At 43.9% G+C, this 26,462-nt stretch carries 25 protein-coding genes; 9 read left to right on the forward strand and 16 right to left on the reverse strand.

Going from position 1 to position 26,462, the window contains the following annotated elements; all coding sequences use genetic code 11:
• The first annotated feature begins 33 nt into the window (after positions 1 to 33).
• Positions 34 to 714 carry an SGNH/GDSL hydrolase family protein gene (locus tag OLMES_RS27490; protein ID WP_087464207.1) on the forward strand — a complete coding sequence of 227 codons (681 nt, stop codon included), beginning with the start codon at positions 34 to 36 and terminating at the stop codon, positions 712 to 714.
• Between the two features lie 56 nt (positions 715 to 770).
• Complete coding sequence (locus tag OLMES_RS27495; RefSeq protein ID WP_087464208.1) at positions 771 to 2,162, forward strand: lipopolysaccharide biosynthesis protein; 1,392 nt, start codon at positions 771 to 773, stop codon at positions 2,160 to 2,162.
• Between the two features lie 30 nt (positions 2,163 to 2,192).
• Here the strand turns inward: OLMES_RS27495 and OLMES_RS27500 are convergent, their stop codons facing one another.
• The 7 genes from OLMES_RS27500 to OLMES_RS27530 are packed head-to-tail and all read right to left on the reverse strand — an operon-like array spanning position 2,193 to position 9,063.
• On the reverse strand, positions 2,193 to 3,461 hold the full coding sequence (locus OLMES_RS27500; RefSeq protein ID WP_157678664.1) for a hypothetical protein: 1,269 nt from the start codon (positions 3,459 to 3,461) through the stop codon (positions 2,193 to 2,195).
• A 12-nt stretch (positions 3,462 to 3,473) separates the two neighbouring features.
• A complete protein-coding gene (locus OLMES_RS27505) occupies positions 3,474 to 4,676 on the reverse strand; it encodes an N-acetyl sugar amidotransferase (RefSeq protein ID WP_087464210.1) in 1,203 nt (400 codons plus the stop codon).
• Positions 4,677 to 4,686: 10 nt separating this feature from the next.
• A complete protein-coding gene (gene hisH / locus OLMES_RS27510; RefSeq protein ID WP_087464211.1) occupies positions 4,687 to 5,322 on the reverse strand; it encodes an imidazole glycerol phosphate synthase subunit HisH in 636 nt (211 codons plus the stop codon).
• A 20-nt stretch (positions 5,323 to 5,342) separates the two neighbouring features.
• Complete coding sequence (gene hisF / locus OLMES_RS27515; RefSeq protein ID WP_087464708.1) at positions 5,343 to 6,212, reverse strand: imidazole glycerol phosphate synthase subunit HisF; 870 nt, start codon at positions 6,210 to 6,212, stop codon at positions 5,343 to 5,345.
• Positions 6,213 to 6,220: 8 nt separating this feature from the next.
• The gene (locus tag OLMES_RS27520) at positions 6,221 to 7,069 is read right to left on the reverse strand and encodes a class I SAM-dependent methyltransferase (protein WP_087464212.1); all 849 of its coding nucleotides are present in this window, start codon (positions 7,067 to 7,069) and stop codon (positions 6,221 to 6,223) included.
• 30 nt (positions 7,070 to 7,099) lie between these two features.
• The gene (locus OLMES_RS27525) at positions 7,100 to 8,068 is read right to left on the reverse strand and encodes a Gfo/Idh/MocA family protein (RefSeq protein WP_087464213.1); all 969 of its coding nucleotides are present in this window, start codon (positions 8,066 to 8,068) and stop codon (positions 7,100 to 7,102) included.
• Between the two features lie 14 nt (positions 8,069 to 8,082).
• Positions 8,083 to 9,063: a Gfo/Idh/MocA family oxidoreductase gene (locus OLMES_RS27530; RefSeq protein WP_087464214.1), complete on the reverse strand. Its 981-nt coding sequence runs from the start codon at positions 9,061 to 9,063 to the stop codon at positions 8,083 to 8,085.
• Positions 9,064 to 9,466: 403 nt separating this feature from the next.
• Between OLMES_RS27530 and OLMES_RS27535 the strand changes: the two genes are divergently transcribed.
• The 7 genes from OLMES_RS27535 (at position 9,467) to OLMES_RS27565 (ending at position 17,204) form a co-directional block, all read left to right on the forward strand.
• Positions 9,467 to 10,576: a DegT/DnrJ/EryC1/StrS family aminotransferase gene (locus tag OLMES_RS27535; RefSeq protein ID WP_087464215.1), complete on the forward strand. Its 1,110-nt coding sequence runs from the start codon at positions 9,467 to 9,469 to the stop codon at positions 10,574 to 10,576.
• Between the two features lie 44 nt (positions 10,577 to 10,620).
• Positions 10,621 to 11,430 carry a transketolase gene (locus OLMES_RS27540; protein ID WP_087464216.1) on the forward strand — a complete coding sequence of 270 codons (810 nt, stop codon included), beginning with the start codon at positions 10,621 to 10,623 and terminating at the stop codon, positions 11,428 to 11,430.
• A 5-nt stretch (positions 11,431 to 11,435) separates the two neighbouring features.
• Positions 11,436 to 12,395, forward strand: a complete 960-nt coding sequence (locus OLMES_RS27545; RefSeq protein ID WP_087464217.1) for a transketolase family protein — start codon at positions 11,436 to 11,438, stop codon at positions 12,393 to 12,395.
• Positions 12,379 to 13,104: a sugar transferase gene (locus tag OLMES_RS27550; protein ID WP_087464218.1), complete on the forward strand. Its 726-nt coding sequence runs from the start codon at positions 12,379 to 12,381 to the stop codon at positions 13,102 to 13,104. Before OLMES_RS27545 ends, OLMES_RS27550 begins: the two co-directional genes overlap by 17 nt.
• Positions 13,105 to 13,173: 69 nt before the next feature.
• A complete protein-coding gene (locus OLMES_RS27555; protein ID WP_087464219.1) occupies positions 13,174 to 14,211 on the forward strand; it encodes a nucleotidyltransferase family protein in 1,038 nt (345 codons plus the stop codon).
• 51 nt (positions 14,212 to 14,262) lie between these two features.
• Positions 14,263 to 16,203 carry a BNR-4 repeat-containing protein gene (locus tag OLMES_RS27560; RefSeq protein ID WP_087464220.1) on the forward strand — a complete coding sequence of 647 codons (1,941 nt, stop codon included), beginning with the start codon at positions 14,263 to 14,265 and terminating at the stop codon, positions 16,201 to 16,203.
• Between the two features lie 125 nt (positions 16,204 to 16,328).
• On the forward strand, positions 16,329 to 17,204 hold the full coding sequence (locus OLMES_RS27565; RefSeq protein ID WP_087464221.1) for a GNVR domain-containing protein: 876 nt from the start codon (positions 16,329 to 16,331) through the stop codon (positions 17,202 to 17,204).
• A 165-nt stretch (positions 17,205 to 17,369) separates the two neighbouring features.
• Here the strand turns inward: OLMES_RS27565 and neuC are convergent, their stop codons facing one another.
• From neuC to OLMES_RS27610, 9 genes are all read right to left on the reverse strand, one after another.
• Positions 17,370 to 18,479, reverse strand: coding sequence for a UDP-N-acetylglucosamine 2-epimerase (gene neuC, locus OLMES_RS27570; protein ID WP_087464222.1), 1,110 nt, complete (start codon positions 18,477 to 18,479; stop codon positions 17,370 to 17,372).
• Complete coding sequence (neuB, locus tag OLMES_RS27575; RefSeq protein ID WP_087464223.1) at positions 18,445 to 19,497, reverse strand: N-acetylneuraminate synthase; 1,053 nt, start codon at positions 19,495 to 19,497, stop codon at positions 18,445 to 18,447. Before neuB ends, neuC begins: the two co-directional genes overlap by 35 nt.
• On the reverse strand, positions 19,490 to 20,344 hold the full coding sequence (locus tag OLMES_RS27580) for an NAD-dependent epimerase/dehydratase family protein (RefSeq protein WP_087464224.1): 855 nt from the start codon (positions 20,342 to 20,344) through the stop codon (positions 19,490 to 19,492). The genes neuB and OLMES_RS27580 overlap by 8 nt, the downstream gene beginning before the upstream one ends.
• An 18-nt stretch (positions 20,345 to 20,362) precedes the next feature.
• A complete protein-coding gene (locus OLMES_RS27585; RefSeq protein WP_087464225.1) occupies positions 20,363 to 21,343 on the reverse strand; it encodes an ATP-grasp domain-containing protein in 981 nt (326 codons plus the stop codon).
• Positions 21,344 to 21,345: 2 nt separating this feature from the next.
• Entirely contained in the window at positions 21,346 to 21,981 is a 636-nt protein-coding gene (locus OLMES_RS27590; protein WP_087464226.1) for a metallophosphoesterase family protein, read from the reverse strand.
• A 42-nt stretch (positions 21,982 to 22,023) separates the two neighbouring features.
• Positions 22,024 to 22,797 (reverse strand): class I SAM-dependent methyltransferase, encoded by a 774-nt coding sequence (locus OLMES_RS27595; RefSeq protein ID WP_087464227.1) that lies wholly within the window; start codon positions 22,795 to 22,797, stop codon positions 22,024 to 22,026.
• Positions 22,784 to 24,067 carry a glycosyltransferase gene (locus OLMES_RS27600; RefSeq protein WP_087464228.1) on the reverse strand — a complete coding sequence of 428 codons (1,284 nt, stop codon included), beginning with the start codon at positions 24,065 to 24,067 and terminating at the stop codon, positions 22,784 to 22,786. Before OLMES_RS27600 ends, OLMES_RS27595 begins: the two co-directional genes overlap by 14 nt.
• Positions 24,068 to 24,227: 160 nt before the next feature.
• Positions 24,228 to 25,325, reverse strand: coding sequence for a glycosyltransferase (locus OLMES_RS27605; protein ID WP_087464229.1), 1,098 nt, complete (start codon positions 25,323 to 25,325; stop codon positions 24,228 to 24,230).
• Positions 25,318 to 26,454, reverse strand: a complete 1,137-nt coding sequence (locus tag OLMES_RS27610; protein ID WP_087464709.1) for an N-acetyl sugar amidotransferase — start codon at positions 26,452 to 26,454, stop codon at positions 25,318 to 25,320. The genes OLMES_RS27605 and OLMES_RS27610 overlap by 8 nt, the downstream gene beginning before the upstream one ends.
• Positions 26,455 to 26,462 lie beyond the last annotated feature (8 nt).

Consider the following 26,462-nt stretch of genomic DNA (forward strand, 5'->3'; position numbering starts at 1 on the left):
TAATGATTTCTTCCGTTAAAAGGATTTTCATCAATGCCCAAGCGCATGCTAATACTCACTGATTCTCTCGGTGCCCCCAGAATCGAGCCCGAGTTGGTTAATTACGATCAGACTTGGGTTGCGAAGGTCAAGTGCGAAGCGCAAAACAATGGTTACGATGTCATTGCTTTCACAGCCAATGGCCTGGACTCGGCGAACCTGTTGAGTGAAGTGAACTTTAAACTGCACCTGTACAAACCAAATGTCGTGATATTCCAGTTCGGAATTGTAGACTGTGCCCCACGGGTTTGGAGCGACCGAGAAAAGCTGCTCTTTCGAATACTGAACTTGCATAACCTGGCCGCCCGAATCGGTAAAAACTACCATGCGCCGATCAGCAAATTTCGCAATATCACAGCGGTTTCGATTGCTGATTTTGCTCTCAATATCAAATCAATCAACGAAAAGATACGCCAACATGCCCCTGACGGCTGTACGTTAATACATGTTCCTATTGGCCCGCCTTGCTCAGCCTACTTTGAGCTTTCTCCTGCCATTGGGGAAAACATCATTCGCTATAACAAAGTACTTGGAGAAAACTCGGATCGATTTCTGACGGATTTTAGCCAACTAGACCCTGAAACCATTTATACTTCAGATTGCCACCATCTCAACCAAACCGGACATGAAAAACTGTCAAAGATCGTACTCGATGCCATGGCATCCGTTTGGTAACGCCAACCATATCATCAGTCAATTCAACAACAATTAAAGGTGTTCAATCGTTCTGAATGAGTCGAAGTCTCAAGGATATAATAAAAGGGTTTAGAGATTATCTTGGTGAAGGCGTTCTGGTCGCTGGGCTAACGTTCTTGCTCGTACCGATTTTAACGAGGGTGATGAGTGTCGCAGAATATGGCGAGCTGAATGTATTTATGTCCTACGTCAGTATTGCGTCGATAATCTTCGTTTTGAATACTCATTCCGCTATCGCCCGATATTACTACGAAAACAATTCCCAGTTTGAAGGGTTCCTTGGAACCAACTTGTTGCTTACAGTAGTTTTATTTTCGTTTTCGGCTTGCTTGTTTATCAATTACTTCGATTACCCGATTTTTTTAAAATATGCTTTGCTGGCTTTGGTGGCGACAGCCATTCTGGAGAGTGTTTTCAGACAGATTTACCAGGCCCAGTTGAAAAGCAAGACCGTTGCGATTTCAGGCGTATCAAAAGCAATCCTGATCTTGATATTCGTGATTATCCTGTCATTTGCTTATCATGATGGCGGAATGGATATCGCCGTACTTGGACGAATTGCCGGCGCAGGTGTGCTGTTAGTGTACTTTGTTTACGCCATTTTTCCCCTCGTTGGAACAAAGTTCCAAACCGCTCATGTAAGCTATATCGCATGTTATGCCCTGCCCTTAATACCCTATGCACTCAGCAACATTGTTCTGGCTCATTTTGATCGCATTATGATTCAGGAACTGATTGATAATGTAAATGCCGGGCTATACAGCTTTGCCTACAACATTGGCTTCATCATGAGTTTGGTCGTAAGCGCACTGAATAACAGTATCTATCCTGTATTTTTTAAAAATTACACAGACAAATCCTACGCGGATCACGATCATTATATCGTACAGACACAAAATATTGTGCTTTTGGCGTTTGTCGGGTTGGTGCTGTTTTGTGAGGAAATCGGCTTCTTTCTGGGGCCCTCCAGCTTTCAGGAATCGATACAGATCGTGCCAATCGTCGTACTTGGCTATGTATTTTATTCATTTTTCAGCATCTATAATCGAAACTTTGACTACTTGAAAAAAACATGGCTATCAACCATGGTCATGATGATCGCGGTGCTGTTCAACATCGGGGCCAATTATCTTTTCATTCCGGTCTATGGTTATATTGCAGCCGCTTACACCACCCTCGGATCTTTCATACTGCTTTTTTTACTCTCGTGGTTGATCTCGACTTATGTTTTACAGATCCATAGTGTGGCGGTGATGAAATTGCTGAGACCATTGCTTAAGCTTGTTCCATTGTTAGTATTTGCTCTTCTAACAAAAGCGCTGACGATAGAATGGTACATCAGTTTCATGCTTGATCTATGTACAATGGTCGTGACTGCACTGGTGCTGTTTCCCGGCACAGTGTCCCTGCTCAGGCAGCGTCGATGACTTGGGCATGAACTTCAACCGTGACAGCAATTAACATCGAGAAATAATCTCTTCAAGACTATCCACTCTAAATAAATGATCTTGATCTTCGATTGCGGTGCGCTTCTGCAATTTTTCCTGGATAAACCGCGAGAGCTTTTCTTCGGACAGGGGAACCACAGTCGCAACTCCGGTTTCTCTTTCGTGAGTATAAAAGTCTTGATGTTTACCTGACGGCCTGATGTGAGGGTCAAGTAAACCGGTATGAATCCCCATCCAGCCTGCCTCGACGGTTGTGCTGCTAAAATGCGTAAGATGCAGGTTAGTCAGACTCAGCACCACCGGTAACGGCAAAGATGTACACCATTGCCAATGGACATGCTCTAAACGACCGAAAAGCTCATCAAGATATCGTAGTACTGAATTCCGGTTATCCCCGACTAGTTGTGCGGGATGGAGTCTGATAAGCCAATTGTAATTCTCTGCATTATTCATGATGACAGACTTGAGGCAGTCCGCCATGAACCCGTCTGTAACATAATCCCCCGCGTACTCTTGAATATTATTCTGCAAGCTGACGAGGATAGAGGGCTTGAATCTGTCCAGGCAAGGGACTGACGATAAAGCCTTCCGGGCCAACCGGTCAGTTGGTGAAACATTAATAAAACGTCGGAACCAAGGATTCCCCACTGTTTTTATGTCGCAGTGTTTAAGCGCGTTAATCTCGCCCAGAATCTTACTGCTTACATCACTCCAACAGAGAAACCCCGTGGGAAGATAACTTCGATCAAATAGGTTAAGTCTTGTTGACCAATAATAATCATTGTCATCGGTATCAGAAATCAACCCGTGCTGAACATCATAGACTCTGATCTTTAATTCATTGGCAGCAATACACAGCGGATGATCGGGCTGAATACCTATTACAACAGTTGGCTCGCATTTATTTAGAATATTCCGCCACAACGCGGTTTCTTTTTTTACACGATAGTGCTCTAGACTGTTTTGGCTGAGACCAATCATCCTGCCGATCTGGGTCAGTGCGCGATACTTTATTAACGATCGATTAACGGAATACGGGTTATTATAGGCTTCAGATCCTGCATACCTTGATATCCTGTCAGAAATACTGCAGACAACATAACCCTTTGCTACCAGATCATCATTGATACTGTCGATAATGGGAGAATATCGCTGATTTTCATGTAAGTAGGATCTGTCCTGATCACCACACACCAATAAGACGTTACATTTTTTTATTGCAGGCCAGGTATCAGGTTGCCGGATAAGTGCGAATTTTTTAAGTATCGTTTTGCTCATGACCCCCATCAACTACTGTACTTTATTCCGTAATGCCCAGCTATCACCCTCTTTTTTCCAAACATGCTCTAACCGGTAGCTATCCGCAACGTCCCAAAAGTGTTCCTCGGTGATTTCCAGATAATCCAAAAAGTCCTGAAAGTATTTACTCGGAAACTCACCATCGTATCGATTGACCAACGCAACCGCTTCTTCACGGCTTAAATGACCATCTCTTACCTCGTGCGAAGTATCATCCGTCGTTCTGCCAAACCCGAACTTGATATATTTCATGAAGTAGTGCAACCCATCCATTTTATCGTCCAGGCTTGCATACTTGGTATAGGTGCCTTCTGTTCTCTCTTTGTTTGCTTGAAAGCCGGTATGCTCAGCAGCGTAATAGTAGCTTTCCTGGGGTGACCATTTGGTGTAATAACCAAAAAAATGCTTACCCAGAATGCCGGCTTTTTCCATTTCTTCAACTGATGGCGGGGAGTAAAATTTCAGATCGGCTTCGTTAATATCCGCTTTGCAGAGATAATCCTTGTTTTCGATCCCGTATTGGATAAGGTCTTTTAATTTGTTGCCTTTCAGATAGATTTTTGTCCAGATATCAGATGATACATAGGGCCGGTCTACAACTGCGGGGTTACCTGCATATTCGGCTTCGCCATTTTCACCGAACATGACCAATCCGATTCCAAACTTGACGGCGATATGGAATGCGTAGGACAGCTGACCCAAAACAAATACATGGAACGCATCCCCTAATTCTTCAAAACTCAGCCGGGCAAGTTTACGATGGATTTTACCATTCGGTGTGCAAAGCAAATTGGTAAATCCGGCGTCACACATGGCTTGGTAGTTTTTAAAACCGATATCCGTGTATCGAAGCGGGGACCAGGTAACAGTAAGCGGATTCATGCCATATTTATATTTGAGTTGGTGGGCAACAAATGCCGAATCTTTGCCACCACTACTGGGTACGACAACGTCCCAACTGCCATCTGTCTTCCGGTGCTGATCCAACAATTCGATTAGCGCTTTTTCTCTTTCTGCCCAATCAATTTTATTTTTGTATTCAGCCGTATTGCGACAGGCACTACAAACCCCCTCCTCATCAAAGATAATTCTGGGTCTTTGATTTGACATCACGCACTTTTTGCAGAATTGAACCTCGGATGGCAGATCAAACAATTGTTTTTCCAATGTTCCCCGTTTGAATTTGCTGTTCATAACGATGTCCCTAAATATTATTGATAAAATTGTTTATGATTTTTAAGCCAACCTGCCCGCTTTTCTCTGGATGAAACTGGCACCCCACCACATTGTTCTTGCGAATTGCCGCAGGGAATTCAAATTCACCGTAGTGCGTTGATGCCAGAATATGCTCTGGATTGTCGGGAACAACACAATAGGAATGCACAAAATAGCAGTCTTCCCCCTCACCAACATCGGCAAAGATTGTATTGCTCCAGGATTGAGTGGGCCGAGCCAATAGTGAGCTCCAACCAATATGCGGGACTTTGTTTGCGGGATTAAATTCACTGAATTTGCTGAAATGTATAACGTTTCCAGGTATCAAGTCCAAACCGTCACAGGTTCCATTTTCTTCACTACGGCTCATTAACAGTTGCATCCCCAGGCAGATGCCCAATATGGGCGTTTTTCTATCAACGTGCTCGAGGATAGTCCCGATCAAGTTCTTGTTGATAAGACTGCTCATTCCCGCTTTGAAGGAACCGACCCCGGGCAAAATAAGGCGATCCGCATCCCTGATGACTGAAACTTCGTCGGTTATCAAAGCGCTGCCACCAACGGCTTGAACTGCTCTGTCAATGCTATGCAGGTTACCGAGGTCCAGATCAATTATTGCTATCATATGGCTATCCAGTTCAGACACTAATCGGTAATTCGAGTATTGATATGATTGTCCTTGAGAATACGCTTCAATTGGCGAATGGACATCGCTTCTATATTTGAACGCAATTGATGTTGTGTGGCTGAGGTAGACTTCATTAAAAAATCCCGATTTCCCTCGCTGATATCTTTTCTGAGTTCGATTTTTCTAACGGCATCATAATGGAACATCGAAGCAATGCTGATTGCATCCGCTTTCCCTGTTCTGATGGCATCAATGGCATGATTTGCTTTTCCTGCCCCCCCACATGCGACAACTGGGATAGTCACCCGCTCCGCAATCAGCTTGACCAACTCCAGATCAAACCCGGTTCCAGTGCCCTCACGATCAACCGAAGTCAGCAGAATTTCTCCTGCACCGAGTTCAACTACTTTATCAACCCATTCAATAACATCTACACCCGTACTTTCACGCCCGTTATCAGTCAAACATTGGTATCTTCCGGATTCAGCTTTTACCGCTTCAATGGATACCACCATGCACTGCGATCCATAGCGTTCCGCCACACGCGTGACCAATTCCGGGTCTTTGAATAAAGCAGTATTAATCGCCACTTTGTCAGCGCCGACCTTTAGCAATCCTTGCACATCCTCGATGGATCGAATACCACCGCCGACAGTGAGCGGTATGAAAATTTTCTCGGCCGCTTTTTTTACAATATCGTGGAGATTGTTTCGACCATACAAGCTGGCGACGCTATCCATGTAGATGATCTCGTCTGCACCGCTTGCGTAATATTCCGCGGCAAAATCTTCCGGTGCCCCCATTACTCTGAGGCCCTCCAGGTGTACGCCTTTTACAACGTTTCTACCCTTAACATCGAGCCTGGGGATAACTCTTATTTTATTCACACTATGACTCATTTTTCCTCTAGGGGTTTGATCAATTCAAACGTGAAAATCCATGACATGAGCCTCACGAACGGCACTCTGGTCAGGCACCGATCTAACCAGTTTAAAAACTTGAAAGCAAAAATCATGTAGGTAGCGAGGATGCTGGTAATGTGCCAATATTTAACTTCCCCAACTTCAAAAAACCGCTCAGCAAATCGGATATCTTTGAGACTTAATATATGGGCTTTTTCCCAGTCGGTACGCATCTGAGGCGTAAGATATCGATAAAGTTTGATAAGAGGATTATAGTCTAACGCTTCAACGGCGAGGATTTTTCCACCGGGACGCAAAATTCGTCTGAGCTCTGGAAAAGCATAAGATAAATCAAGGTGATGCAACATACCACTGCAGATCACGGAATCAATCGCATCATTTGGAAGTTTGGTATTTTCAGCGTCAGCCTGCACAAAATAGGTGTTGTCTTCCAATCCGAGCCTTTTAGCTTCGGCTTTAGCATTTTCAACGGAAACGCGACTTATATCCAAGCCAATAGCCAATTTGGCGCCCGCTTGTGCAGCTTTAATGGCGTTCGATCCATTTCCACATGCATAATCGAGGAAGACCCGGTCTTTGCAGTTTTTCACTATCCAGTCGTCCACGTATTCTTTTGACAATCGCGTGCCCTGATAGTACTTACGATTACCATAAAACCGCTCGTACGTATCTTGATCTAGTGACTCAATCCTCGAGGGATCTCGATCTTTATCGTGAAACTCAAGTTCTTTTATTTTTCTGTCGCTCAAACCATCCAACCACTGCTGATCGGAAATCGCTTCAATTTTTTTCAGTTGCTCTTTTAACCATTGAACATCCATATCGTTCACCCGATTGAGTAGTTATTGTTTTTACGTACAAACATCAAATGTCGGTAATGCGTAGCCAGCCATTTGGCAGTAGGTTTTTACCGCACTCAATTGTTCTTGGATCGTGCACAATCGCTCATCATTATTGCTAAGAAAACTCTTGGTCTGCAGGTAAAGACCCGGTTTAAATTTGTCATCCAGTTCGTTTTCAAACGCGTGGCATTCAATTGCAATTGAACCAATCTTCTGAATCTTAAGACTTTCCATGGGTTTGAAAATCAGACGATGACTGGAGGTTGAAATATCGACCCCCCAGCTTCCCGGTGCACTCCAGTTACCATGATAGGTGAAAGGCGCGTCGGCTTCTGAGATTCCCGAGCCGGCAAAAATGGTTGCGGATGGATGCCAGTCACAACCACCGTTAGCAATCGAAGACAATTCCCGAGGCTTTCCTCCCATAAAAAATGCCAAATCAGCGACATGAGTCGTATTCGCCAGAAACCAACTTTCTTTTACGCCCTCAGCTTTCTGAATATTTTCAATGATGTGGCCCCACTCAGTGACTTCGAAATTAAACGACAACACCCCACCATCTGCTTGAATTATCTTTTCTGCCTCAAGAACAGAGCCGTAAAAACGACGATTGTAAGCTACAAAAACACAACTGCCTTTTTTTGCCGCAACCGAATTCACTTCAGCAATTTCTTGAGCATTCAGTCCACCGGGTTTTTCGACCAGTATTCGTCTTACACCATAATTTAAAAGCTGAAGTGTCGCAGGCGCCAGTTGCTCAACTCCAACACTGACTATAGCAGCATCAGGTACGATACTGGCCGAATCGAGGAACCGATCCAATCCTCCCTGAAACACAGATAATCCGGTTTTTTCTCGAAATATTTGAGCTGAATGCTCACCTCTACCAATCACGGTCAAATCGCAATTTAGGGCACTCAGAACTTTAGCATAGTCAGCGGCCATGCCCCCCGCGCCTATCAGCCAAACATTTGTCATCGCATACGGTCTCTTTAAGTAATTGGGCAGCATTTAATGTCTTTCCCCAAAACCATACCAATATGATGCTGGAGGGCGTTCAAATAGGGTATATGAATTGAAACAGCATCTTCGATTGAAGGTAATGCACACCGCCCACTCGATAAAATGTCGGATGCAACGGATGCACTCAAGCTGCTTTGATAGGGTAGACTAAATTTGTTTGTTTTGGTTTCCCTGTTTCTCAGATCCGTAATCGTCAACTCCCCTAACGCTTCATTAACAGTGATATTAAAGTTAATCGAGTTGATATGAATCTGAACTCTGGGCGGTGCATCGCTTTCGATACACTCAAGCTCAAATTCGACGCCATTTTCAAAAGCGCCTGTGATACAACCCAATACTTCGAGAAAACCACTTCGTTTACTTTCTTTGATCCGATTTTCCAGCATCCCAGTGTCAATTTTATAATCTGTGGATGATGATAAATAAGCAAATAAATCCAGAAAGTGCACTGAATTACATGCCATGCCCCAATTGATTCCGGTTACCTTTATTGAGCTTATTTTTTCATTCTCAAATCGTTTTTTCAGCTCGTTGTAGACCGGATACAGGCGTCTTGGACAATTGACCCAAGCCTCGATGCCTGCCCCCTTGATCAGGTTGAGCGCGCTTTCACACTCTGCCTGAGATTGAAAAGCCACTTTTTCCAAAATCAAAAACCTGACTTGCTTCAGCGCCACTAGTTTTTGCAGAACAGTTAATCTTACATTGGCCGTCGTGGCGATGATCGCTAAATCAATTTCGCGCTCTAAATCATCAAGCTCTTCCAGAAATGTTGCGGATAGGTGTGTTGAAGTGCCATTCTGCACATCGTCAAACCGCTCCCTCGCTTTGACAAGTGCTCCCGCATTGGGATCCACAACTTGAATTCTGAGTGGCTCTCTAAAGGTAGCAAAAGATTGCAAATGTCGGCTACCCAATTCACCTGCCCCAATTATGGCTATATTTTTCATTGGCCTCTCGATTTATCCTGTTTTTTCAACTTATAGCGAATGGTGCAACTAAATATCTCTCATAATAAAACCGTGTACTACACTTAATAGGTCTAATACATGAAACGAAAGAGTGCAAAACGTGACTATTGTAGAAAGACTGATTTCTCGGTTGTGTGTCGCTTAAGTATGTTTAAAAGCCGAGATTTGACAATCACATCAATGGATATATCTTTAAAGACAGTTAAACAGACAATTCAATATATCTTGTTCATATCCTGATCGGATTTTTCGGGCGTGATGCCTTGACAACCAAAAACTCATTGTTTGAATTCTTCAGACTTGCCTTGTAGCAGTTGAGCCGTTCATTGGGCTTTCTATTGGTGAACGAGAATATACTCCCAACTACGGTATACGGACATTTATGAACAATATTCCATTTTTTGATTACCCACATGTTTTCAAGAAACATGAAAACGACTTTATGAGAATTATCGCGGATGTAGCATCACGCGGTGCATTCATCATGCAGAAGGATTTAAGGGAGTTTGAATCGAATCTGGCGAAATACACTGGCGCCAAGTATGCCGTTGGTGTGGCCAATGCAACAGATGGCCTTCAATTGGCCTGCATGGCCGGGGGAATTGAAGCCGGTGACGAAGTTATTATTTCATCTCACACCATGGTTGCCACGGCCAGCGCGATTCATTTTGCCGGTGGCGTTCCCATTCCGGTTGAAGCGGGCGAAGACCTGCTAATCGATCCAGACGCCATTGAGGCCGCCATTACGGAAAAAACCCGAGCGATAATGCCGACGCAATTGAATGGCCGTACTTGTGATATGGATAAGATTACAAAAATTGCCGACAAGCACGGTTTAAAACTATTTGAAGACGCAGCGCAGGCACTGGGTTCAAAATTTAAAGGCCAGTCGGCGGGCACTTTCGGTGTCGCGTCCGCAATCAGTTTTTATCCTGCGAAGACCCTCGGATGTCTTGGTGATGGCGGAGCAGTGCTAACCAATGATCCAGATGTACACAAGCAATTGTTACTGCTCCGTGATCATGGCCGGGACGAAACCACAGGCGATGTCGAATGCTGGGGTTTCAATACCAGACTGGATAATATTCAAGCCGCAATACTGAATCATTTATTGCCTCAATACGAGGAAATTATCGGTCGACGCAGACATATCGCCGCGCTATACAATGAACTTTTAGCCGATGTCACTGAAGTAATCCTTCCACCTAAACCTGAGTCTGGTTCTGCTCATTTTGACATTTTCCAAAATTATGAGATCCGTGCCGAAAACCGGGATCAACTGAAGCAATATTTGAAAGAACAAGGCATTGGTACTCTGATTCAGTGGTCCGGGAAAGCGATTCATCAATTTACCAAACTCGGTTTCAAGACTGAATTACCGAAAACAACCAAACTTTTTCAAGAAATATTGTTACTGCCGCTCAACCTCTCGATAACTGACGAAGAAGTCGTTGTTGTCGCAGAAGCAATCAAGTCCTTTTACAAAAGCTGAATTCCAGACGCTGGTGAGGCCTTACAAAATGAAGATCAAAAATCATGTCAAATAGTGAAGCGCTGGCGTTAAAAATCAGACAGCATACTTTAGATATGACGCATCTGGGAGGGAGTTCCCACATCGGGTCAATCTTTTCCATTGCAGATGTTGTCGCGGTTCTCTATAGGGACATCATGCAGTTTGAGAGCAGCAATCCAGACTGGGATGCACGAGACCGGTTTATCTTGAGCAAGGGGCATGCAGGGGCTGCAGTCTATGCAGCACTGGCAGAAAGTGGTTTTTTTGACGTAAGCAAACTGCGCACTCACTATCAGAATGGCTCCGTGTTATCCGGTCATGTATCCCATAAAGGCGTGCCCGGTGTTGAACTATCTACGGGCTCTCTTGGTCACGGGCTTCCGGTTGCCTGCGGGATGGCTTATGCCGCCAAGTTGGACCAAAAGACTCACAGAGTATTCTCAATATTGAGTGATGGTGAATGCGATGAGGGATCAAACTGGGAAGCCATATTATTTGCGTCTCACCATAAGCTGGATAATCTAACCGTTGTGATAGACCACAACAAACTGCAGAGCATCGATACCACAGATGAAACGCTGAATCTCAATCCGTTTCCAGATAAGTGGATATCGTTTGGCTGGCAAGTAAAAGAAGTAGACGGCCATGACCATGTTCAGTTGAGAGAAGCCCTCTCTGTGAGGCAAGAGACGGGTAACAAACCCCTATGCATCATTGCCCACACCACCAAGGGAAAAGGTGTGTCGTTTATGGAAAACTCGGTACTTTGGCACTATCGAAGCGCGCAAGGGGAAGAGTATTTGGCTGCAAAGCAGGAACTCGAGAAGAGCTAGATGATATGAGAGATGCGTTTGTCGAAAAATTAACCGAATTAGCTGAAAATGATCCAAGTATTATGTTTATCACCGCGGATCTCGGTTTCGGTGTTTTTACTGAGTACGCGAAGCGGTTCCCCAAGCAGTATTTGAATGTAGGGGTTGCGGAACAAAACATGACTGGCGTTGCCACTGGTTTGGCTCTCGAAGGCCGAACCATATTTACCTATTCCATTGCTAATTTTGCAACACTCAGGTGCTTGGAACAAATTAGAAATGATGCCGCCTATCACAATGCCAATATTACAATCGTTTCTTCCGGTGGGGGATTTACCTACGGCTCGTTAGGGATGTCCCATCATGCAACTGAAGATATCGCCATTATGCGGGCCCTTCCCAATATCGCCGTTGTTGCCCCCGGAACAGCCTGGGAAACTCGATACGCAACGGAACAACTCACTCAGCGTCCTGGCGTTGGCTATTTGAGAATCGAAAAAGGCGGCAACAAAGAACCCCACTGGGCAGAATGCCAATTTGAACTGGGCAAAGCCATAACCGTTAAAAATGGCAACGATATCACGTTAATATCAACCGGGGGAATACTTACTGAGAGTATATTGGCTGCAGAAAAGCTGAGCGCTCAGGGTATTAGCGCACGTGTCATTTCTATGCATACCGTCAAGCCCATCGATCGCGCTGCGATTATCAAAGCCGCGAAAGAAACGAAAGCGATTGTGACGGTAGAAGAACACAATATTCTGGGTGGTCTCGGAAGTGCCGTTGCAGAAGTGCTCACCTTGGAGGATGTGCCGAAAATCAAGTTCGGTCAGATCGGCTTGAAAGACCAATATTCCTCGGTCGTCGGTGACCAAGGCTATTTACGCAGTTTTTATCAGCTAGACCATACTTCCATCGTAAATAAAGTTTTATCTTTAATTGGAAAAACGATTCCTGCGGAGAGCTTGCGTGAAACGATTATTTGATACCTTAATCGCTGCTGTGGCTTTAATTGTATTAGCCCCTTTTCTGACCTTACTGATGATTTTGATCTGGTTCCAGGATTGGCACTCCCCGCTCTATATCGCCAACCGTGTTGGCAAGGATGGCAAAGCATTCAGAATGGTCAAGCTCAGATCCATGGTCATAAATGCCGATAAAAATGGTGTGGATTCTACAGCGGCAGATGACGTGCGAATCACTCGCCTGGGACGTTTTATCAGACAATTCAAGCTCGATGAACTGACCCAGTTGTGGAATGTGCTTATGGGCCACATCAGTTTGGTTGGACCCCGACCCAATGTGAAAGCCGATACTGATCTTTATACGCTCGAGGAACAGGGGTTACTCTCCATTCGGCCGGGAATAACCGATTTCTCATCTATCGTATTTTCAGACGAAGGGGATATTCTGGCTGGAAGAGACAACCCTGATTTAGTTTACAACCAAATCATTAGACCCTGGAAAAGCCGCTTGGGGCTTTTTTATGTGAAAAATTCAAATCTAATGGTTGATTCGAAGCTGATTGGACTGACAATCCTTGCCATTTTCAACAAGAAAAAGTCTCTTCAATATTTAGCCAAGTTATTGGCGGATCTGGGTGCAGAGGAAAAGTTAATCAAGATTTGTCTGAGAGAGGACGAGTTAACGCCTTACCCTCCTCCCGGGGCAAACGAAGTCGTTGCGCTTCGCTGATAGGGAAGCCGCGTCAAAACGTGCAACCAACGCCAAACATAGAGCGATCGATATTCAAAGGCATCGAGTATGAGTTACGACTGGAAAAAAATAATAATTCACCCAAGCGATTCCATTTTACGCGCAATCGAAGTCATCGACAAAGAATCTCTCAGGGCAGCATTAGTCACCGAAGATGATCAACTTTTGGGAATGGTGACCGATGGCGACATACGTCGTGGCTTACTCAGAAATATTCCATTGGAAGGTCCAGTCTCACAAGTCATGAACAAGGAACCTAAAGTCGTTTACGAGGGTGCTTCCCGGTCGAGCATACTCGATTTGATGGAAACCTTTGACCTCTTGCTTATTCCCATCTTGCGTGGCAATAAACTGGTAGGCGTCGAAACGCTCCAGCACCTGACAAAGCGAAAGAAATACGACAATCCGGTGTTTTTAATGGCGGGAGGCTTCGGTACCCGACTACAACCGCTCACCAATAGCTGCCCAAAACCGCTGCTGAAAGTCGGTGAAAAGCCGATTCTGGAGACCATTTTAGACAGCTTTATAGAAGCAGGATTCCATAATTTTTTTATCTCGATTCATTATATGCCCGAAATGATTCGAGATCATTTTGGTGATGGCAGTCGATGGGGGGTCACCATACGCTATATCCACGAAGATCAGCCGTTAGGTACCGGGGGTGCTTTAGGGTTGCTGCCGGCAGATATTAATTCGCTCCCCATCATCGTCATGAATGGCGATGTCTTGACCAAGGTGGATTTTGTTCACTTACTCAAGTACCACAATGAGCACGAATCAATAGCAACCATGTGTGTCAAAGAATATGAATATCAAGTGCCCTACGGTGTAATCACGACAGAGAACCACAAAATACTCTCAATGGTGGAAAAGCCGATCCAAAAGTTTTTTGTCAATGCCGGCATCTATGTAATCAACAGTGAAGTGGCAACCGGAGTCGAACCGAACCAGAACATTGATATGCCGACCTTACTGGATAACTACATAAAAAATGATCATACCGTCTCAGTATTTCCCGTCCATGAGTATTGGCTTGATATCGGAAAAATGAATGATTTCAAGCTGGCTCAACAGAACTATAAATAAACCCCCGACATCGATCTGACTTAAACACCTGGTTTACTGAATAGGTTCAAAATGCGACGATATTTGCTGCAAATATTCTTCCTCTCGTTTATCTGCGTACTTGCAGGATGCAAGTCTTCGGGGGATTCCGCATCCGAGAATTCAGAAGGGGATCAGAGTATTCTCGCTTGCGACCAGAGCGGGCATAATGATGTCATCGCGCTCTTGTCAAAAAGTTCAAAGCAGTTTTGTATCAGTGACACAAAAACCAACTGGACGCTCTCAATCGAGCCGGTAAATGGCATGATTGAGAAAATAACGGAAAATATCTATCAATACACCCCTCAATCAGGTTTTAGTGGAACTGACGCAGTCGTTTTCACTGATCGTTTTGGTAATCAATCTAAAAAACATTTCTTTGTCACCGGACTCGAGAACGCGTTCAAACTGTCTGGAGTAAGCAGTGACAGGGCAACTGCCTACCCGGATTCAAACAAAATTGTGACCATTGGCAATAAAACCCATGTCACTTGGCTCGATGAAGAAGATGGCACTTTTTTTATCCGGGTAAGAACCTTAGACCAGTCCAGCAATACATGGGGCGAAACCTACACGGTTGATACTGCAGAAGACAATCATGGTGGTGCCGCGATGGTTGCGGACTCGGAAGGGTTTCTCCACATTGTGTACTATCCTCACAGCGGCACCTTTCGCTATAAACAATCCTTAAAACCAAACGACGTTTCCGCATGGGGAGAAACTGAATTATTTGGTACCAACGGCACATACCCCGCGCTTGGCGTGCTGGCCGATGATACCTTGGTGCTCATTGCCCGACACTCCCGATGGCAGGAACCTTGGTACTTATCTTTTTATCGACGACCCAAAAACGGGGAATGGTCCGATGCAAAACCGGTCGTCGAAGGGAACATCGGAAGCTGGCTCAGCAATGCTCATCCGGATTACTATTCGACTATATATTTCCAGTCTATGCTGGTCGGAAGCGACGGGCAATCCATACATCTTGGATTCACAATCGCTGAAGCCCCGTTTGGAGAATTACCGGGGAAAGGCTATTTCATCGGCTATATACACAGCAGCGATGGCGGCCTCACTTGGAAGGGCAAGGATAACAAAACCTTTAATACGCCAATATTGCCAGAGAATGTAGAAATAGTTACCGGGGATACGATACCCATTGATGGTGTGGATTATTTTGTTGGCAATATGGCCATGGATCCGTTGGGTCGCCCCTGGATTCTGTATTGTCGACTGGACTATCGACCTTATGAAGCCTGGTTAGCAATGCGGCAAGCCAATGGCAGCTGGATCACAAAAGAATTGCTCCCTCACGTTAATGACAGGTTCCCGGACGTAGAGATTCATATGCCAGGATCTATCACGTTTGATAATCGTGGCAAACTGTACATGGTTCTGACCAGCACACACAATAGCGCCGGGGGGGATTATCCTTATCATGGCCACAAAACGAGTAATGTATTGGCGTTAATCAGCGGGGATTACGGCAAAAGCTTTGATGTGGCTGAGCTCGCAAACTCCAACACTGAAGCAGATGATCAAAAAATGAAATGGCTTCCCAATTTGGAAGTGTCGACGACATCGGCGCTGGTTGAATCACCGGGCGTACTTTTCACTCGAAGTGTCGTCAATGAAGAGCTCGCTTATCAAATGGTAAGCAATGAAGCATATTACACCCAATTTAATGCTGAGCATAATCGTGGCGAATTCGTTACGGTAAACAAAGTGAATACGAGTGAGAGAAAACCCGCATTATCTGGAATGGTTTCGAGCTCGATAAAATCGGTTGAAGCAACAATCAATAAAGTTTCTTATGTTGCAAACATAGAGAATAACTCATGGTATATTGAGCAAGGCATTCTCGAGGAATTGGCTTACGGTGCGTACGACGTCTCTTTAACCGCTGTGGACCAATCTGGTGAAAACCTGACAGACCTGACCTACGGAGAAGTTTTAATCGATGCGTCGCCGTAGGTAAACGATAGTTACAAACAACCATATTCATATATTTCCACAGAGATCTGACTCGAGCAATGCTCAAAATACTCGGTGTATTCACTCTGTGTACTTACTCGAAGTGCTAGGGCAATAGTCAAAAAATGCAAATAGATAGTCAAAATGGAACAACATTTCTTGTTAAGGAAGAGATAAATCTCTGGTACTTGATACTTCTCCTTTGGCGTCACAAAATCCAAATCGCAATTGTGACCACAATTTTTGCAATAGGGTCGGTATGGTTTGCACTTCGAACGCCAGATATTTATCTGGCGGATGTCACCGTCGCAACAGTGGGTTCCGATGGAAGATCCGCACGCGCCCCACTCGGAAGATTAGGAGAATTAGCATCCCTAACCGGGATATCACTCCCATCGGCAGAAAATACGGCTACAAACATCGCGATGATTCAGTCGCGTATTTTTATGATGAGTTTTATCGACGAAAACAATCTTTTACCCATTCTCTATGAAAAGAGTTGGGATAAAGAAACTAAAGAATGGTCACTTAAAGATGGGCAAAAGCCACCGAGCTTGCAAAAGGCATTCAAAAAATTCAGCGGACTTATAGAGATAATTCATGATCGCAAAACAGGCCTGGTCACGTTGAATGTACGTTGGTATAACCCTGAATTAGCAGCAGAATGGGCAAATAAGATAATAACCAAAGCAAACTCTTACTTAAGAGAAAAAGCAATAAACGAAGCCCAAGAGAGTATTGAGTTTTTAAAAAAACAAATTAGTGAAACCAACGAAATCGTATTACAGAACCAAATGTATGCGCTACTCCAAAAAGAACTTCAAACAGTTAAACTGGCAAGTGTGCGCAAGGATTTCGCGTTTAACGTCATTGATCCCGCAATTGTGCCAGAAGTTAAAAATGCACCAAAGCGCTCTTCTATTTGTATTTTAGGTACAATTATCGGCGCTATTTTTGGCGCGATAACAGTGCTAATACGGCATTTTACCAGAAGGACATAGGCGGGCATGCTTTGCTTGTGTTCCGATTAAGGCAATTGCTCAGACTATGATTTCTGATCTACAACTTCTGAACTACGGCTTTTGAACTACGGTTTTTGAACTCAGATTTCTGGACTACGGGATCGAAGTGCATGTTGATCTTACCCGGAATAACAAGAAGTCCGTTCACCGGTTATGAACCGCTGCAATGGTTGCGGCCACGATCTTTTCAGCGGCATTTCCATGACCAAAAATATCGATTTTTTCAGGTAATTTTCGACTTAATATCTCATCTATCCCCTGCAGAATTTTAGACTCTTCAATTTCAACCGTCACGATGTTCGCCGTGAGGATTCGGCCTTTCTGCCTGTTTCCGAGATTCACAACTTTGGTCGGAAAATAGGATGCTTCCAAAAATCCGCTGGAGGTATTTCCCAACATAAAGGCACAGTGTTTTATACAAGTTAGATAACCCAACGTTCCAAACGATTCCACGCCAACAGCGTTTTCGTGCTCTACGATAAATGCATTCAATCTATCCCGGATCACTGCACTACTGGTATCAGCATTGGGCATGGTGATGATAATCTGATATTTTTTTAATCGGCTTAGTACGGCCGTGAGTTGTTCAACATAATATTGATTGGATTTAAAGTTGATCGTTTCCGGATGAAAAGTAACTAAGACGGACGGTAGATCGAGGTTAATATTAAACGCTTGAAAAAATTCTGATTTGGATAAGAGCTTTAGTTTGCTCAAGTTATCAATACTCAAGGCACCAACATTGTAGACATTGCTATCCGAACCCTTTAAATCAACAATTCTCTGTCTGTAAACCTCCGTTGAAGGAAAATGAAGGGATGACATATGCGTTATCCCATGCCTGAACGCATTGTCTATCGCGCCTTCAGTTTCTTCGCCACCGTGAATATGCGCTATAGGAATATTATAAGGCTGTAAACTGGAACAAGCCGCAAACATTTCGAAGCGATCCCCGAGTGAATAGATCAAGTCAAAACGGGTTTTCTCCCACACTTCAGAGCAGGCAAGGATCGTTTTGCTCATTGACTCACAGATCGATTGCGGCCGGTCACCATCGACATAGGTGTCTAACCCATGGCAAACTTCAAAACCATCTGAAACGATCTGCTTTATCGTTTTACCGAATTTATCGGAAAGATGTGTCCCGAAGGCGATGATCTCAAAATCTATTTCAGGGGTACGATCAAGTTGCCTGAGTAAAGGTAAGTATTGGCTGTAGTCAGCCCTCGAGCTCGTTAGAATACCGACTCTCATTCTCTATATCTTCATATTCAAGTTGGTGATCTGCAATACAATCCCGCCTGAGTATGCAACCAATCAGTCGTTTGTATTCCATGGGTGAAATGCCGTCTCCAGGCCTTTTCATAATCAAATCGTTTTCGGTCAGAACATGACCCTTGTCCAGTTGCTGCTTGAGATGAATGCTTTTTCGGGCAATCGGAATGTTCTTTTTCTCTGATTCAGCGGGTGCTTTTACCCCGGTCCCGAGTGCTGCCTCTACATTTCTGATCCCGTGGACCATTGCTTTTAATTCCAGAGGATCCAGTGAGGCCTTGTGATCCGGGCCTTCCATTGTCTTATCCAGAGTAAAATGCTTTTCGATAATTTCAGCGCCAAGGCTCACTGCCGCGATCGCAACTTCAATACCACTGGTGTGATCTGAATAGCCCACACTTAAATTGAACGCATCACGAATACTCTGCATAGCCCGAAGATTTACATCGCTAAAAGGTGCAGGATACTCCGTTGTGCAATGCAAAATCGAAATCTTGTCTCTGGCCGTGCCAGAATTAACCAAGACCTTAACAGCGGCGTCTATTTCAGCCATGGATGCCATGCCGGTTGAAAGGATAATTTCCTTGTTACGGGCTGCTATTTGTTCCAGATAAGGCAAGTTTGTAATTTCACCGGACGGTATCTTGAATAGTCGTACACCCAGGTTATCCAGAAACGAAATACTCTCCAGATCAAAAGGCGTAGACAGGAATTCAATTCCCTTTTCTTCGGCGTAACTTTTTAACAATACAAAATCATCGAATGATAGCTCCAGTTTTTTCACCATATCGAGCTGGCTCTCCGAAGTACCTGTATTATTTGTCTGGTATTCCGCTTTAACCGCGTTTTTCGATATGACGTTTTCTGCAATAAATGTCTGGAATTTGACAACATCTGCGCCGGCTTCAGCAGCAATATCGATCAGCTTTTTCGCCAACTCAATATCACCATTATGATTAACACCCGCTTCAGCAATAATCAGGGTTTTTTTATACATATTGATTCAGCTCTGTAAGTAGCTTTTCGGAGTTTATGTTGACTCTGGATCTCACACCTTTCTCGTTGTAGCGTATTCTTGAAGCAGCATTTCCGTGTTCACTGATGATCAGGCGCGCAAGCTCGGAATAAGTCATATTTCTCTCGCTCAAATTATAAGTACCGCTCAACTGAGCCCTGTGATTGATTATTTCACCTATTTTCAATACCAGAAATTCAACCGACATAAATGCACTTTCCCGTTGCCCGGCTCCAAAGACGGTTATGGTATTCTCTTCAAGCAACTCCCTGAGCATAATGGAAAAAATTCGGTCTTCTCGCATACCCTCACCATAAGTCTGAGCAAGACGGAGATTAACCACCTGCATTTTGTCTTTTAAGAAAAAATACAGGAGTTCTTCACTGCAGAATTTGGAAAGACTGTATAGGCACTCGGCGTTCATGGAAGGCTTGATTATCGATCCTTCGTCATAGGTTCCACTTGCGTTAGGATAGACACCAATAGTTGATAAATTGATTACTTTTTCTGGATTTAACGTTTGTGCGATACAGACCAAGCTCTCTGTGATGGCATTATTCCGGTGAAAAACAGACAGATCTTTCGTCTGATTTGCACCACATAACACACCTGCAGTATGAATTATGACGTCTACGGGAAGGTCTGCGAAACCATCCTTCTGCACATTGCACCTGACGGATTCAACATCCGCCAGATCCAAAATGATCTCTTCATCTTTCGGATCTTCAGGGGTTGTCTTGACGATTGAATATATCCGGTGTTTTTGCCCCAGATGTTTCTTTATATGACTCCCGATAAAACCATTTGCGCCTGTAATGAGAATATTCATAGCACTAAACTGAAAACGTTATTGTACGAGTGACTCTTCGTAGTAGCGAATGACCGTACCTTCCCTCAAATCGAAGCTGATTGCTTTTTCAAATAATAAATGATTCACGATGTACTCAACTTCTTTGTAACCAAATAAAGAGCGAATATAAGTGGTACCGGAATGTCTTGCATTTATTTCAAATATTTTTGGTGTGCCATCGGGATCAAGTCTCAACTGAAAATTACAGGCACCATATGGTTTCAGGCAGTTTGCTACAGCCTCTAAATATTCGGTTATTCGCGTCGGAAAATCATTTTTAAAATGAGAAATATAGGTGTTGCCTTCTTTCAGGCTTCTTTTCAGGACAATGGATTTTTGCAATCGATCGTCCAGGAAAATTGTCCCGCAGGTATATTCATCATCATCTGTTCCGACACATTCTTGAATAATTGGATCATCCACCCTGTGCAATGCCGTTTTTAATTCTGCTTCGCAACTTACTTTATGCAGACCGACACTTCTGGCTCCCTTTCTGGGTTTAACAATCAGAGGGTAATCCAGATTCGCGAAGTCGAGCTCACCGGGTAGAAAAGACCTGGGATGAGGTAAACCATTTTCTTTCAGAAATTGATAGGTCAGATACTTGTCATTGGCAATCTCAATGACCTGGGATGAACACACCATCAAGCGCGCGCCAGTCTCTTCCTCAATCATGGATTTATACCTCGCAAACAGAGGCAGTTCAAAATCGACTCCAATGAACAACAGTTTCACCGCATTTTCAGACAATATGCTGATAATGCTATTAAGCCAGGATTGTTCCTCTACATCGGGATTGAGAATATCCGGCAATAAATAATTTTTCTCCGTCCAATATGAACCAACGGTTTGTTCAAAGTAATCCATGCCAACAAGCTCAATTTCGTCGCATAGATCCGACCTTAATATCGATTTAATAATCGCTTGACCAATTAAACTTCCGGTGCCGGTAACAGCGATAGCGGTATGTCTGCTCATAGTTACAAGGTACGTTTCGATTTTATATAGTCGATGCAAATTTCGGGATAGCCTTGCACCTGCATCTCATTGATAAGGTAGTCCACATTGAAGTTTTTTCTAATCAGTTCGACTGAGTTTAGTTCTGTGTTCCAGATAGCATAGTTAATTTCATCGATATTTACTCTGTTCTGCCCGACACTGCCGACATTGGTTAAAGCATATCCGTTGACACTTTTTGTGAACATACGGTGAGAGTGCCCGATAAATGTGTCACGGTGGATCGATACTTCCGTATCCGGGAAAATGTATGCATCATTGATCGTGTGGACAAACTCAACGTTGTCCTTCAAGTATGATGCCTGATAGATCGAAATTTTTTTCTGTCTGTTGAATCTTGAAAAACAAAAGTCAAAAAATGCCAGGGCAACAGGATGGCTACCCGGGTACTGTCCGTCCAGAAATGCGGTTTCATGATTACCCGACACCAGCACCCGTTGATCGAGACTGTCGAGCAAATCAACACACTCATTACTCCAGGGACCGTAGCCGACCACATCACCAAGAGAGATCGTCAAATCCACATGCTGTTCTGCGTTCAGCACATACTCCAATGCTGGCAGATTACCGTGAACATCACTTATCACTAATATTTTCATTTCATTGATCGATTAAATCGGGCTTGAATGACCGAAAGATTATTATTTTGGATTCTGAGCGATGAGCACATATTTAAAAGCCGAATATTTCACTCGGAAAACCCTGTCCAGATAATCAGATATCGATTTTGCTTGCTTTTCACCGATAACCTTCGCAATGAGCGGCATCAAAAATGTGAAGGCACCGAAAAATTTCACATCAATCGCTTCAAAATCGTTTTTTAAAGCATTGATGCGTGTAAGGTCAGGTATTCGCTTGATAACATTCAGAGTACGTTTATGCATTCTATAGTTAAGCCAGCGATTAATTTTATAGATCGGATTGTGATTCAGCGAATCGATGGAAACGAAGACGCCTGAGGGTTTTAACACCCTTTTAATCTCCGCATCGACTAACCCGGGATTGCCATAACTCAAACTACCCGCACACACTACCACATCAAACAACTGGTCTTGAAAGGGCAGGGATTCAATATCCGCAACTTGCATACGAATATTGCTCAAACCCAAGCGTGCCAATCGCTTCATGAGTAATTTGAGGGAATTTTCAGAAATATCGGTATAGATGACCTGCGCGCCAGTCTCTGCCAATACGAGTGAGTGCTGGCCTGTTCCAGCACCAAGCTCAAGCACTAATTTATCCCCGGTCACTAGCTTTTTAATGCATTGTTCATAGTAAAGGTAAGGTGATCGCAGATATTCGGCAAAAGCAGAGGCACCAAATTGCATTTGATCCTTTGCAACATCATAGTCCTTCAACTGAGACTTTGCTCTCCCATCGTACCTGTCTAGCTCGACCTGTTTATCTTGCTCCATCACTCTGGAATCTCTTCGCTAAATTTTCTATTCGCTTAACCAAAGCACTGTAGACAGTGTCGTATGAAAACCTGTTTTGATAAAGCTCAGACGCATTTTCTGCCATGGACTGACGCTTGCCTGTATCCGTAATCAATGCTTCTACACAGTGTTCCAGGGTTTTACCTGGGTGTTCACCGTAGATAAGCCCGATACTATGCTCTTCAAGTAACTTGGTGACCTCGCCTTTCAAGGGCGTCAAAATGGGCAATCCGTGGTATAGCGAATCAAGCACTTTGTTTGGAATGCTCCTGACAAAGTTTTCGGTATTGCAATACGGTGCAATTGAAGCCATGGAACGTTCCACCAATGCAGCAATTTGTGCACTATCAACCCAACCCGGGAACCGAACATTGGGTAAACCTGACATCATTTCTTGCCAGTTTTCAGATGAATCACCATCACCACAAATAACAAATTCACAGGATATGTTATGTTCCATAAAATACTGGGCTGCGTTCCGTAATGGCGTCATGTCGAATGCAGGTGAATGGCTACCGACAAAACAAACCCTGTTGACCCCGACACGAATTCCCTGGTTGTCCCACCAGGACCTGGCATCAATCAACTCTTTATCGCTTATGGCGGCGTCAGAGGCCGTTAAAGGTACAACCTGATCTTCTTGCCTTCTTTCTCTTCCAGAGAATGCGATTGCCCAATTTAAAAAGTCGTCCGCCATGGAGGTTAATGCTGTCGCGGTACTCATTGTTTTCCTTGCGTAGGAAAAGTAAGGCAGTAACATCATGCCAGCCAACGGCCGAACCTTTTGTGGAAATGCTTCCGTAAAAATGTGCGGCCACTGATCTTTAACATCAAGTATACAAGGTATCCCTCGCGCTTCCAGCCAATGCACCATCACCGATGCAACTTCGATAGGTGGGTAACCTATGAAGGCGACATCGGGCTCCGTATGAGGCTGTTTGAGTAAGCTGCGTAAATTTTTCGCTAAAACGATATGGTCCCACAAGCGGGAAACGCTTATGTTTTTTTTGTATCCCGGGCTGGGTATCAGCCGAATTTCCAGATTTGGATTGACCTGTACAGTAGTAACACCTTGGCAGCGGTGACGCTTTTCCTGATGGAAATACGCCGAGCTCCACAGAATCACTTTATGTCCTTGTGCCACAAGGGAATTAGCCAGGTTCATCGCTCTCATCGGCCTGTGGGTTCCTGGATCGATGTGAAGCGGCTCTCCGGTTTGAAGTAACCAAACAACTAAAGGTTGCGACATTATTATTAAATCTTCAGCGTATTAAATTCATGTGGGCTCCAAAGACCAAAATTCATGAATGATCATGGAGGTTCAGTAACTCAATTGAAAAAAAGCAGGCGCAGATTCGAGAATCCAGAGTCAGTGCTGACAAAAAAGCAGGCCACGTGATCGAAAACGATCAGAACTCTTCGTAGAGAGCCGTCAACTTTTTCGATTCAACTCCCCAATTATATTTTTTAACCACAGCCTCCTGGCCATTTGTTCCCATGGCACTGGATTTTTCAGGGTGTTCAATTATGGTTCGTATCGCCTGTGCTATTTCATTTGCATTTAACGGGTCAACACAGATTCCACAGTCATTCTCTTCTACCACCTGCTTCCACAAGGGAAAATTTGACACGATAATCGGGAGACCTGCGCTCATATATTCGAACATTTTATTGGGCTGAGCATCTATGTGATTGGGGATTGCGTGGAAAATAACCAAACCCGCTTTTGATTCAGACATCAACTCGGCAACCCCCTTCCGATCAATGAAGCCGTAATCGATGACCTGTTTCCAACCAGTATAGGTTTTGACCTCGTTTTTCAGCGCTTCATCGCTGAAAACACCCGCAAATTTCAATTTTGCATCGGTAAGACCGATGGAATGTACAAGCTCTTTTGCACCTCGATAGGAATCCATACACCCCACATAACAGATTGCGTCTTCTCTCTGTTCCCAAGGCTTACGGGTCGACAATTCATCCAGAATCGGGTAGTTATTGATGACCAGTGTTTGCCTGTTTATTTTTTTGAATTTTTCCCCGATCGAAGGCGTCGCACAAACCACAGCATCGAGTCTGGCGCAGAGCAATGACTCTGTTAAGGCGAACACTTTAGACAGCACGACTCGGGATACAGCGTTTAAGTAGGCCTTGCCTAACAGTTGTTTTGGTAAATCTTCATGGGCATCGAAAATGACCCTTTTACCTGATAATTTCAATTTCCAAGCGACAAACATCAGCTCGGGATCATGTAGATGATAGACGTCTGCATCCAATGCTTTCGCTCTTGTATAAACTTTCCTGACGGTTACCGTCATGCGGTGTATGCGTTTGGTGCCCTTAGCGCCGACATCATAAATCTGGACATTATTTTTTCGTTCATCACCGTTCCCGTCCGCTACGATCAGACTCGTATCGAAGCCATGCTGTGCCAGAGATGAACACATTTTCAAAAAAATTCGGGTGTCGTAACGTTGATGCGCTGATGTGAGGTGGGCAATTTTAAGCATAGGTTTTGATTTTCTTATTGGTCACTTTTTGCAATATGTTTTTTAGCTTTTGCAACAAAGCATAATGCCGATCCCAATTATCGAACTCCACATATGATCTACCAGGCTCATCGATCAATTGATCAAGTTCAACAACGGATAACTTCAGTTTTTTGGCAACATATTCCTTATCATTTTTCAATTCAACGGGATCATAAAGTGGCTTTTCCAGTTCTTTTAGTGCGCAATCCCGTGTGATTTCACCGGACAAAATAAGGCTGGATAAATGCACTTTCCTTTTGTCGTAATCGAATTTTTTAGGTAGATAATAATTTTGAAAAAACTTGGTAAATCTGGATTCACCGTGTTTTCGTCCGTACTCTTTGTAGCCAACAGTCCTAACGAGCTCTTCAAGCGCCTCTTTTTTATTATAAGGCATATAATTCAAAGGCCTGATAGTGGTCATTTTCTTGATAAAAGGATAGTAAAAGAAATACTGAAAAAACGAGATTGTTTTAAAGGACTGAAGTTTTTTATGGCCAAAGCGCTTATGAATTGCCCGAAGGTTAATAGAATCCATTGCCGAGTGATGCCAGGAATGCGGGGCTACCGACTCCGTGGCCATATTTCCACCACTGATAACATAGCGGATTCCATTTTGCACAGCAAAATGATACAACGATGAAAATATCGCATGATCCTGCACGACATCTTGATTGGAAACACCGGATTTCAAGTAAGCTACCTGCAAATCGCGCACTTCTTCCCAATCCATTACATCGGTGTATAAATCAAAACCACAGTATTTTACGATTTGTTCAATGTTGTGAACTGCCAACTCACTATTCCAGCCGACATCAATGTGCACTACAAGTGGACGCAACCCCCAATCTTTCATTTTGAGTGCAAGATACGAACTGTCTACCCCACCACTGAGCCCGATAATGCAGTCATACTCCTTGCCTTCTCCTTCCTTTCGAATTTGCTCCAGTATTTTCCCCAATTTCTGTTTTCCGGTTTCATTGGGGAACCACATGGATTGGCTATCCTTATCAAATATTTGACAATGACTGCATTCGCCAACAGAGTTGAACGTTATTTTTTCATCACTCGTATCCATGACACAGCGTGTACAGACGGTTCTGTTCATGACTTTAA

The organism is Oleiphilus messinensis (assembly GCF_002162375.1).
GTDB lineage: Bacteria > Pseudomonadota > Gammaproteobacteria > Pseudomonadales > Oleiphilaceae > Oleiphilus > Oleiphilus messinensis.

Bases quoted from the DNA above. Each gene is read 5' to 3' on its own strand.
- OLMES_RS27590 (WP_087464226.1), bottom strand. From the start codon at position 21,981: ATGAAAATATTAGTGATAAGTGATGTTCACGGTAATCTGCCAGCATTG.
- OLMES_RS27520 (WP_087464212.1), bottom strand. From the start codon at position 7,069: ATGGATGTTCAATGGTTAAAAGAGCAACTGAAAAAAATTGAAGCGATT.
- OLMES_RS27605 (WP_087464229.1), bottom strand. From the start codon at position 25,325: ATGCTTAAAATTGCCCACCTCACATCAGCGCATCAACGTTACGACACC.
- OLMES_RS27595 (WP_087464227.1), bottom strand. From the start codon at position 22,797: ATGGAGCAAGATAAACAGGTCGAGCTAGACAGGTACGATGGGAGAGCA.
- OLMES_RS27495 (WP_087464208.1), top strand. From the start codon at position 771: ATGAGTCGAAGTCTCAAGGATATAATAAAAGGGTTTAGAGATTATCTT.
- OLMES_RS27530 (WP_087464214.1), bottom strand. From the start codon at position 9,063: ATGAAAAATATAGCCATAATTGGGGCAGGTGAATTGGGTAGCCGACAT.
- hisH (WP_087464211.1), bottom strand. From the start codon at position 5,322: ATGATAGCAATAATTGATCTGGACCTCGGTAACCTGCATAGCATTGAC.
- OLMES_RS27610 (WP_087464709.1), bottom strand. From the start codon at position 26,454: ATGAACAGAACCGTCTGTACACGCTGTGTCATGGATACGAGTGATGAA.
- OLMES_RS27585 (WP_087464225.1), bottom strand. From the start codon at position 21,343: ATGAGCAGACATACCGCTATCGCTGTTACCGGCACCGGAAGTTTAATT.
- OLMES_RS27560 (WP_087464220.1), top strand. From the start codon at position 14,263: ATGCGACGATATTTGCTGCAAATATTCTTCCTCTCGTTTATCTGCGTA.
- OLMES_RS27535 (WP_087464215.1), top strand. From the start codon at position 9,467: ATGAACAATATTCCATTTTTTGATTACCCACATGTTTTCAAGAAACAT.
- OLMES_RS27555 (WP_087464219.1), top strand. From the start codon at position 13,174: ATGAGTTACGACTGGAAAAAAATAATAATTCACCCAAGCGATTCCATT.
- OLMES_RS27500 (WP_157678664.1), bottom strand. From the start codon at position 3,461: ATGAGCAAAACGATACTTAAAAAATTCGCACTTATCCGGCAACCTGAT.
- OLMES_RS27580 (WP_087464224.1), bottom strand. From the start codon at position 20,344: ATGAATATTCTCATTACAGGCGCAAATGGTTTTATCGGGAGTCATATA.
- OLMES_RS27565 (WP_087464221.1), top strand. From the start codon at position 16,329: ATGCAAATAGATAGTCAAAATGGAACAACATTTCTTGTTAAGGAAGAG.
- neuC (WP_087464222.1), bottom strand. From the start codon at position 18,479: ATGAGAGTCGGTATTCTAACGAGCTCGAGGGCTGACTACAGCCAATAC.
- OLMES_RS27600 (WP_087464228.1), bottom strand. From the start codon at position 24,067: ATGTCGCAACCTTTAGTTGTTTGGTTACTTCAAACCGGAGAGCCGCTT.
- OLMES_RS27505 (WP_087464210.1), bottom strand. From the start codon at position 4,676: ATGAACAGCAAATTCAAACGGGGAACATTGGAAAAACAATTGTTTGAT.
- OLMES_RS27525 (WP_087464213.1), bottom strand. From the start codon at position 8,068: ATGACAAATGTTTGGCTGATAGGCGCGGGGGGCATGGCCGCTGACTAT.
- OLMES_RS27545 (WP_087464217.1), top strand. From the start codon at position 11,436: ATGAGAGATGCGTTTGTCGAAAAATTAACCGAATTAGCTGAAAATGAT.
- OLMES_RS27490 (WP_087464207.1), top strand. From the start codon at position 34: ATGCCCAAGCGCATGCTAATACTCACTGATTCTCTCGGTGCCCCCAGA.
- neuB (WP_087464223.1), bottom strand. From the start codon at position 19,497: ATGTATAAAAAAACCCTGATTATTGCTGAAGCGGGTGTTAATCATAAT.
- OLMES_RS27540 (WP_087464216.1), top strand. From the start codon at position 10,621: ATGTCAAATAGTGAAGCGCTGGCGTTAAAAATCAGACAGCATACTTTA.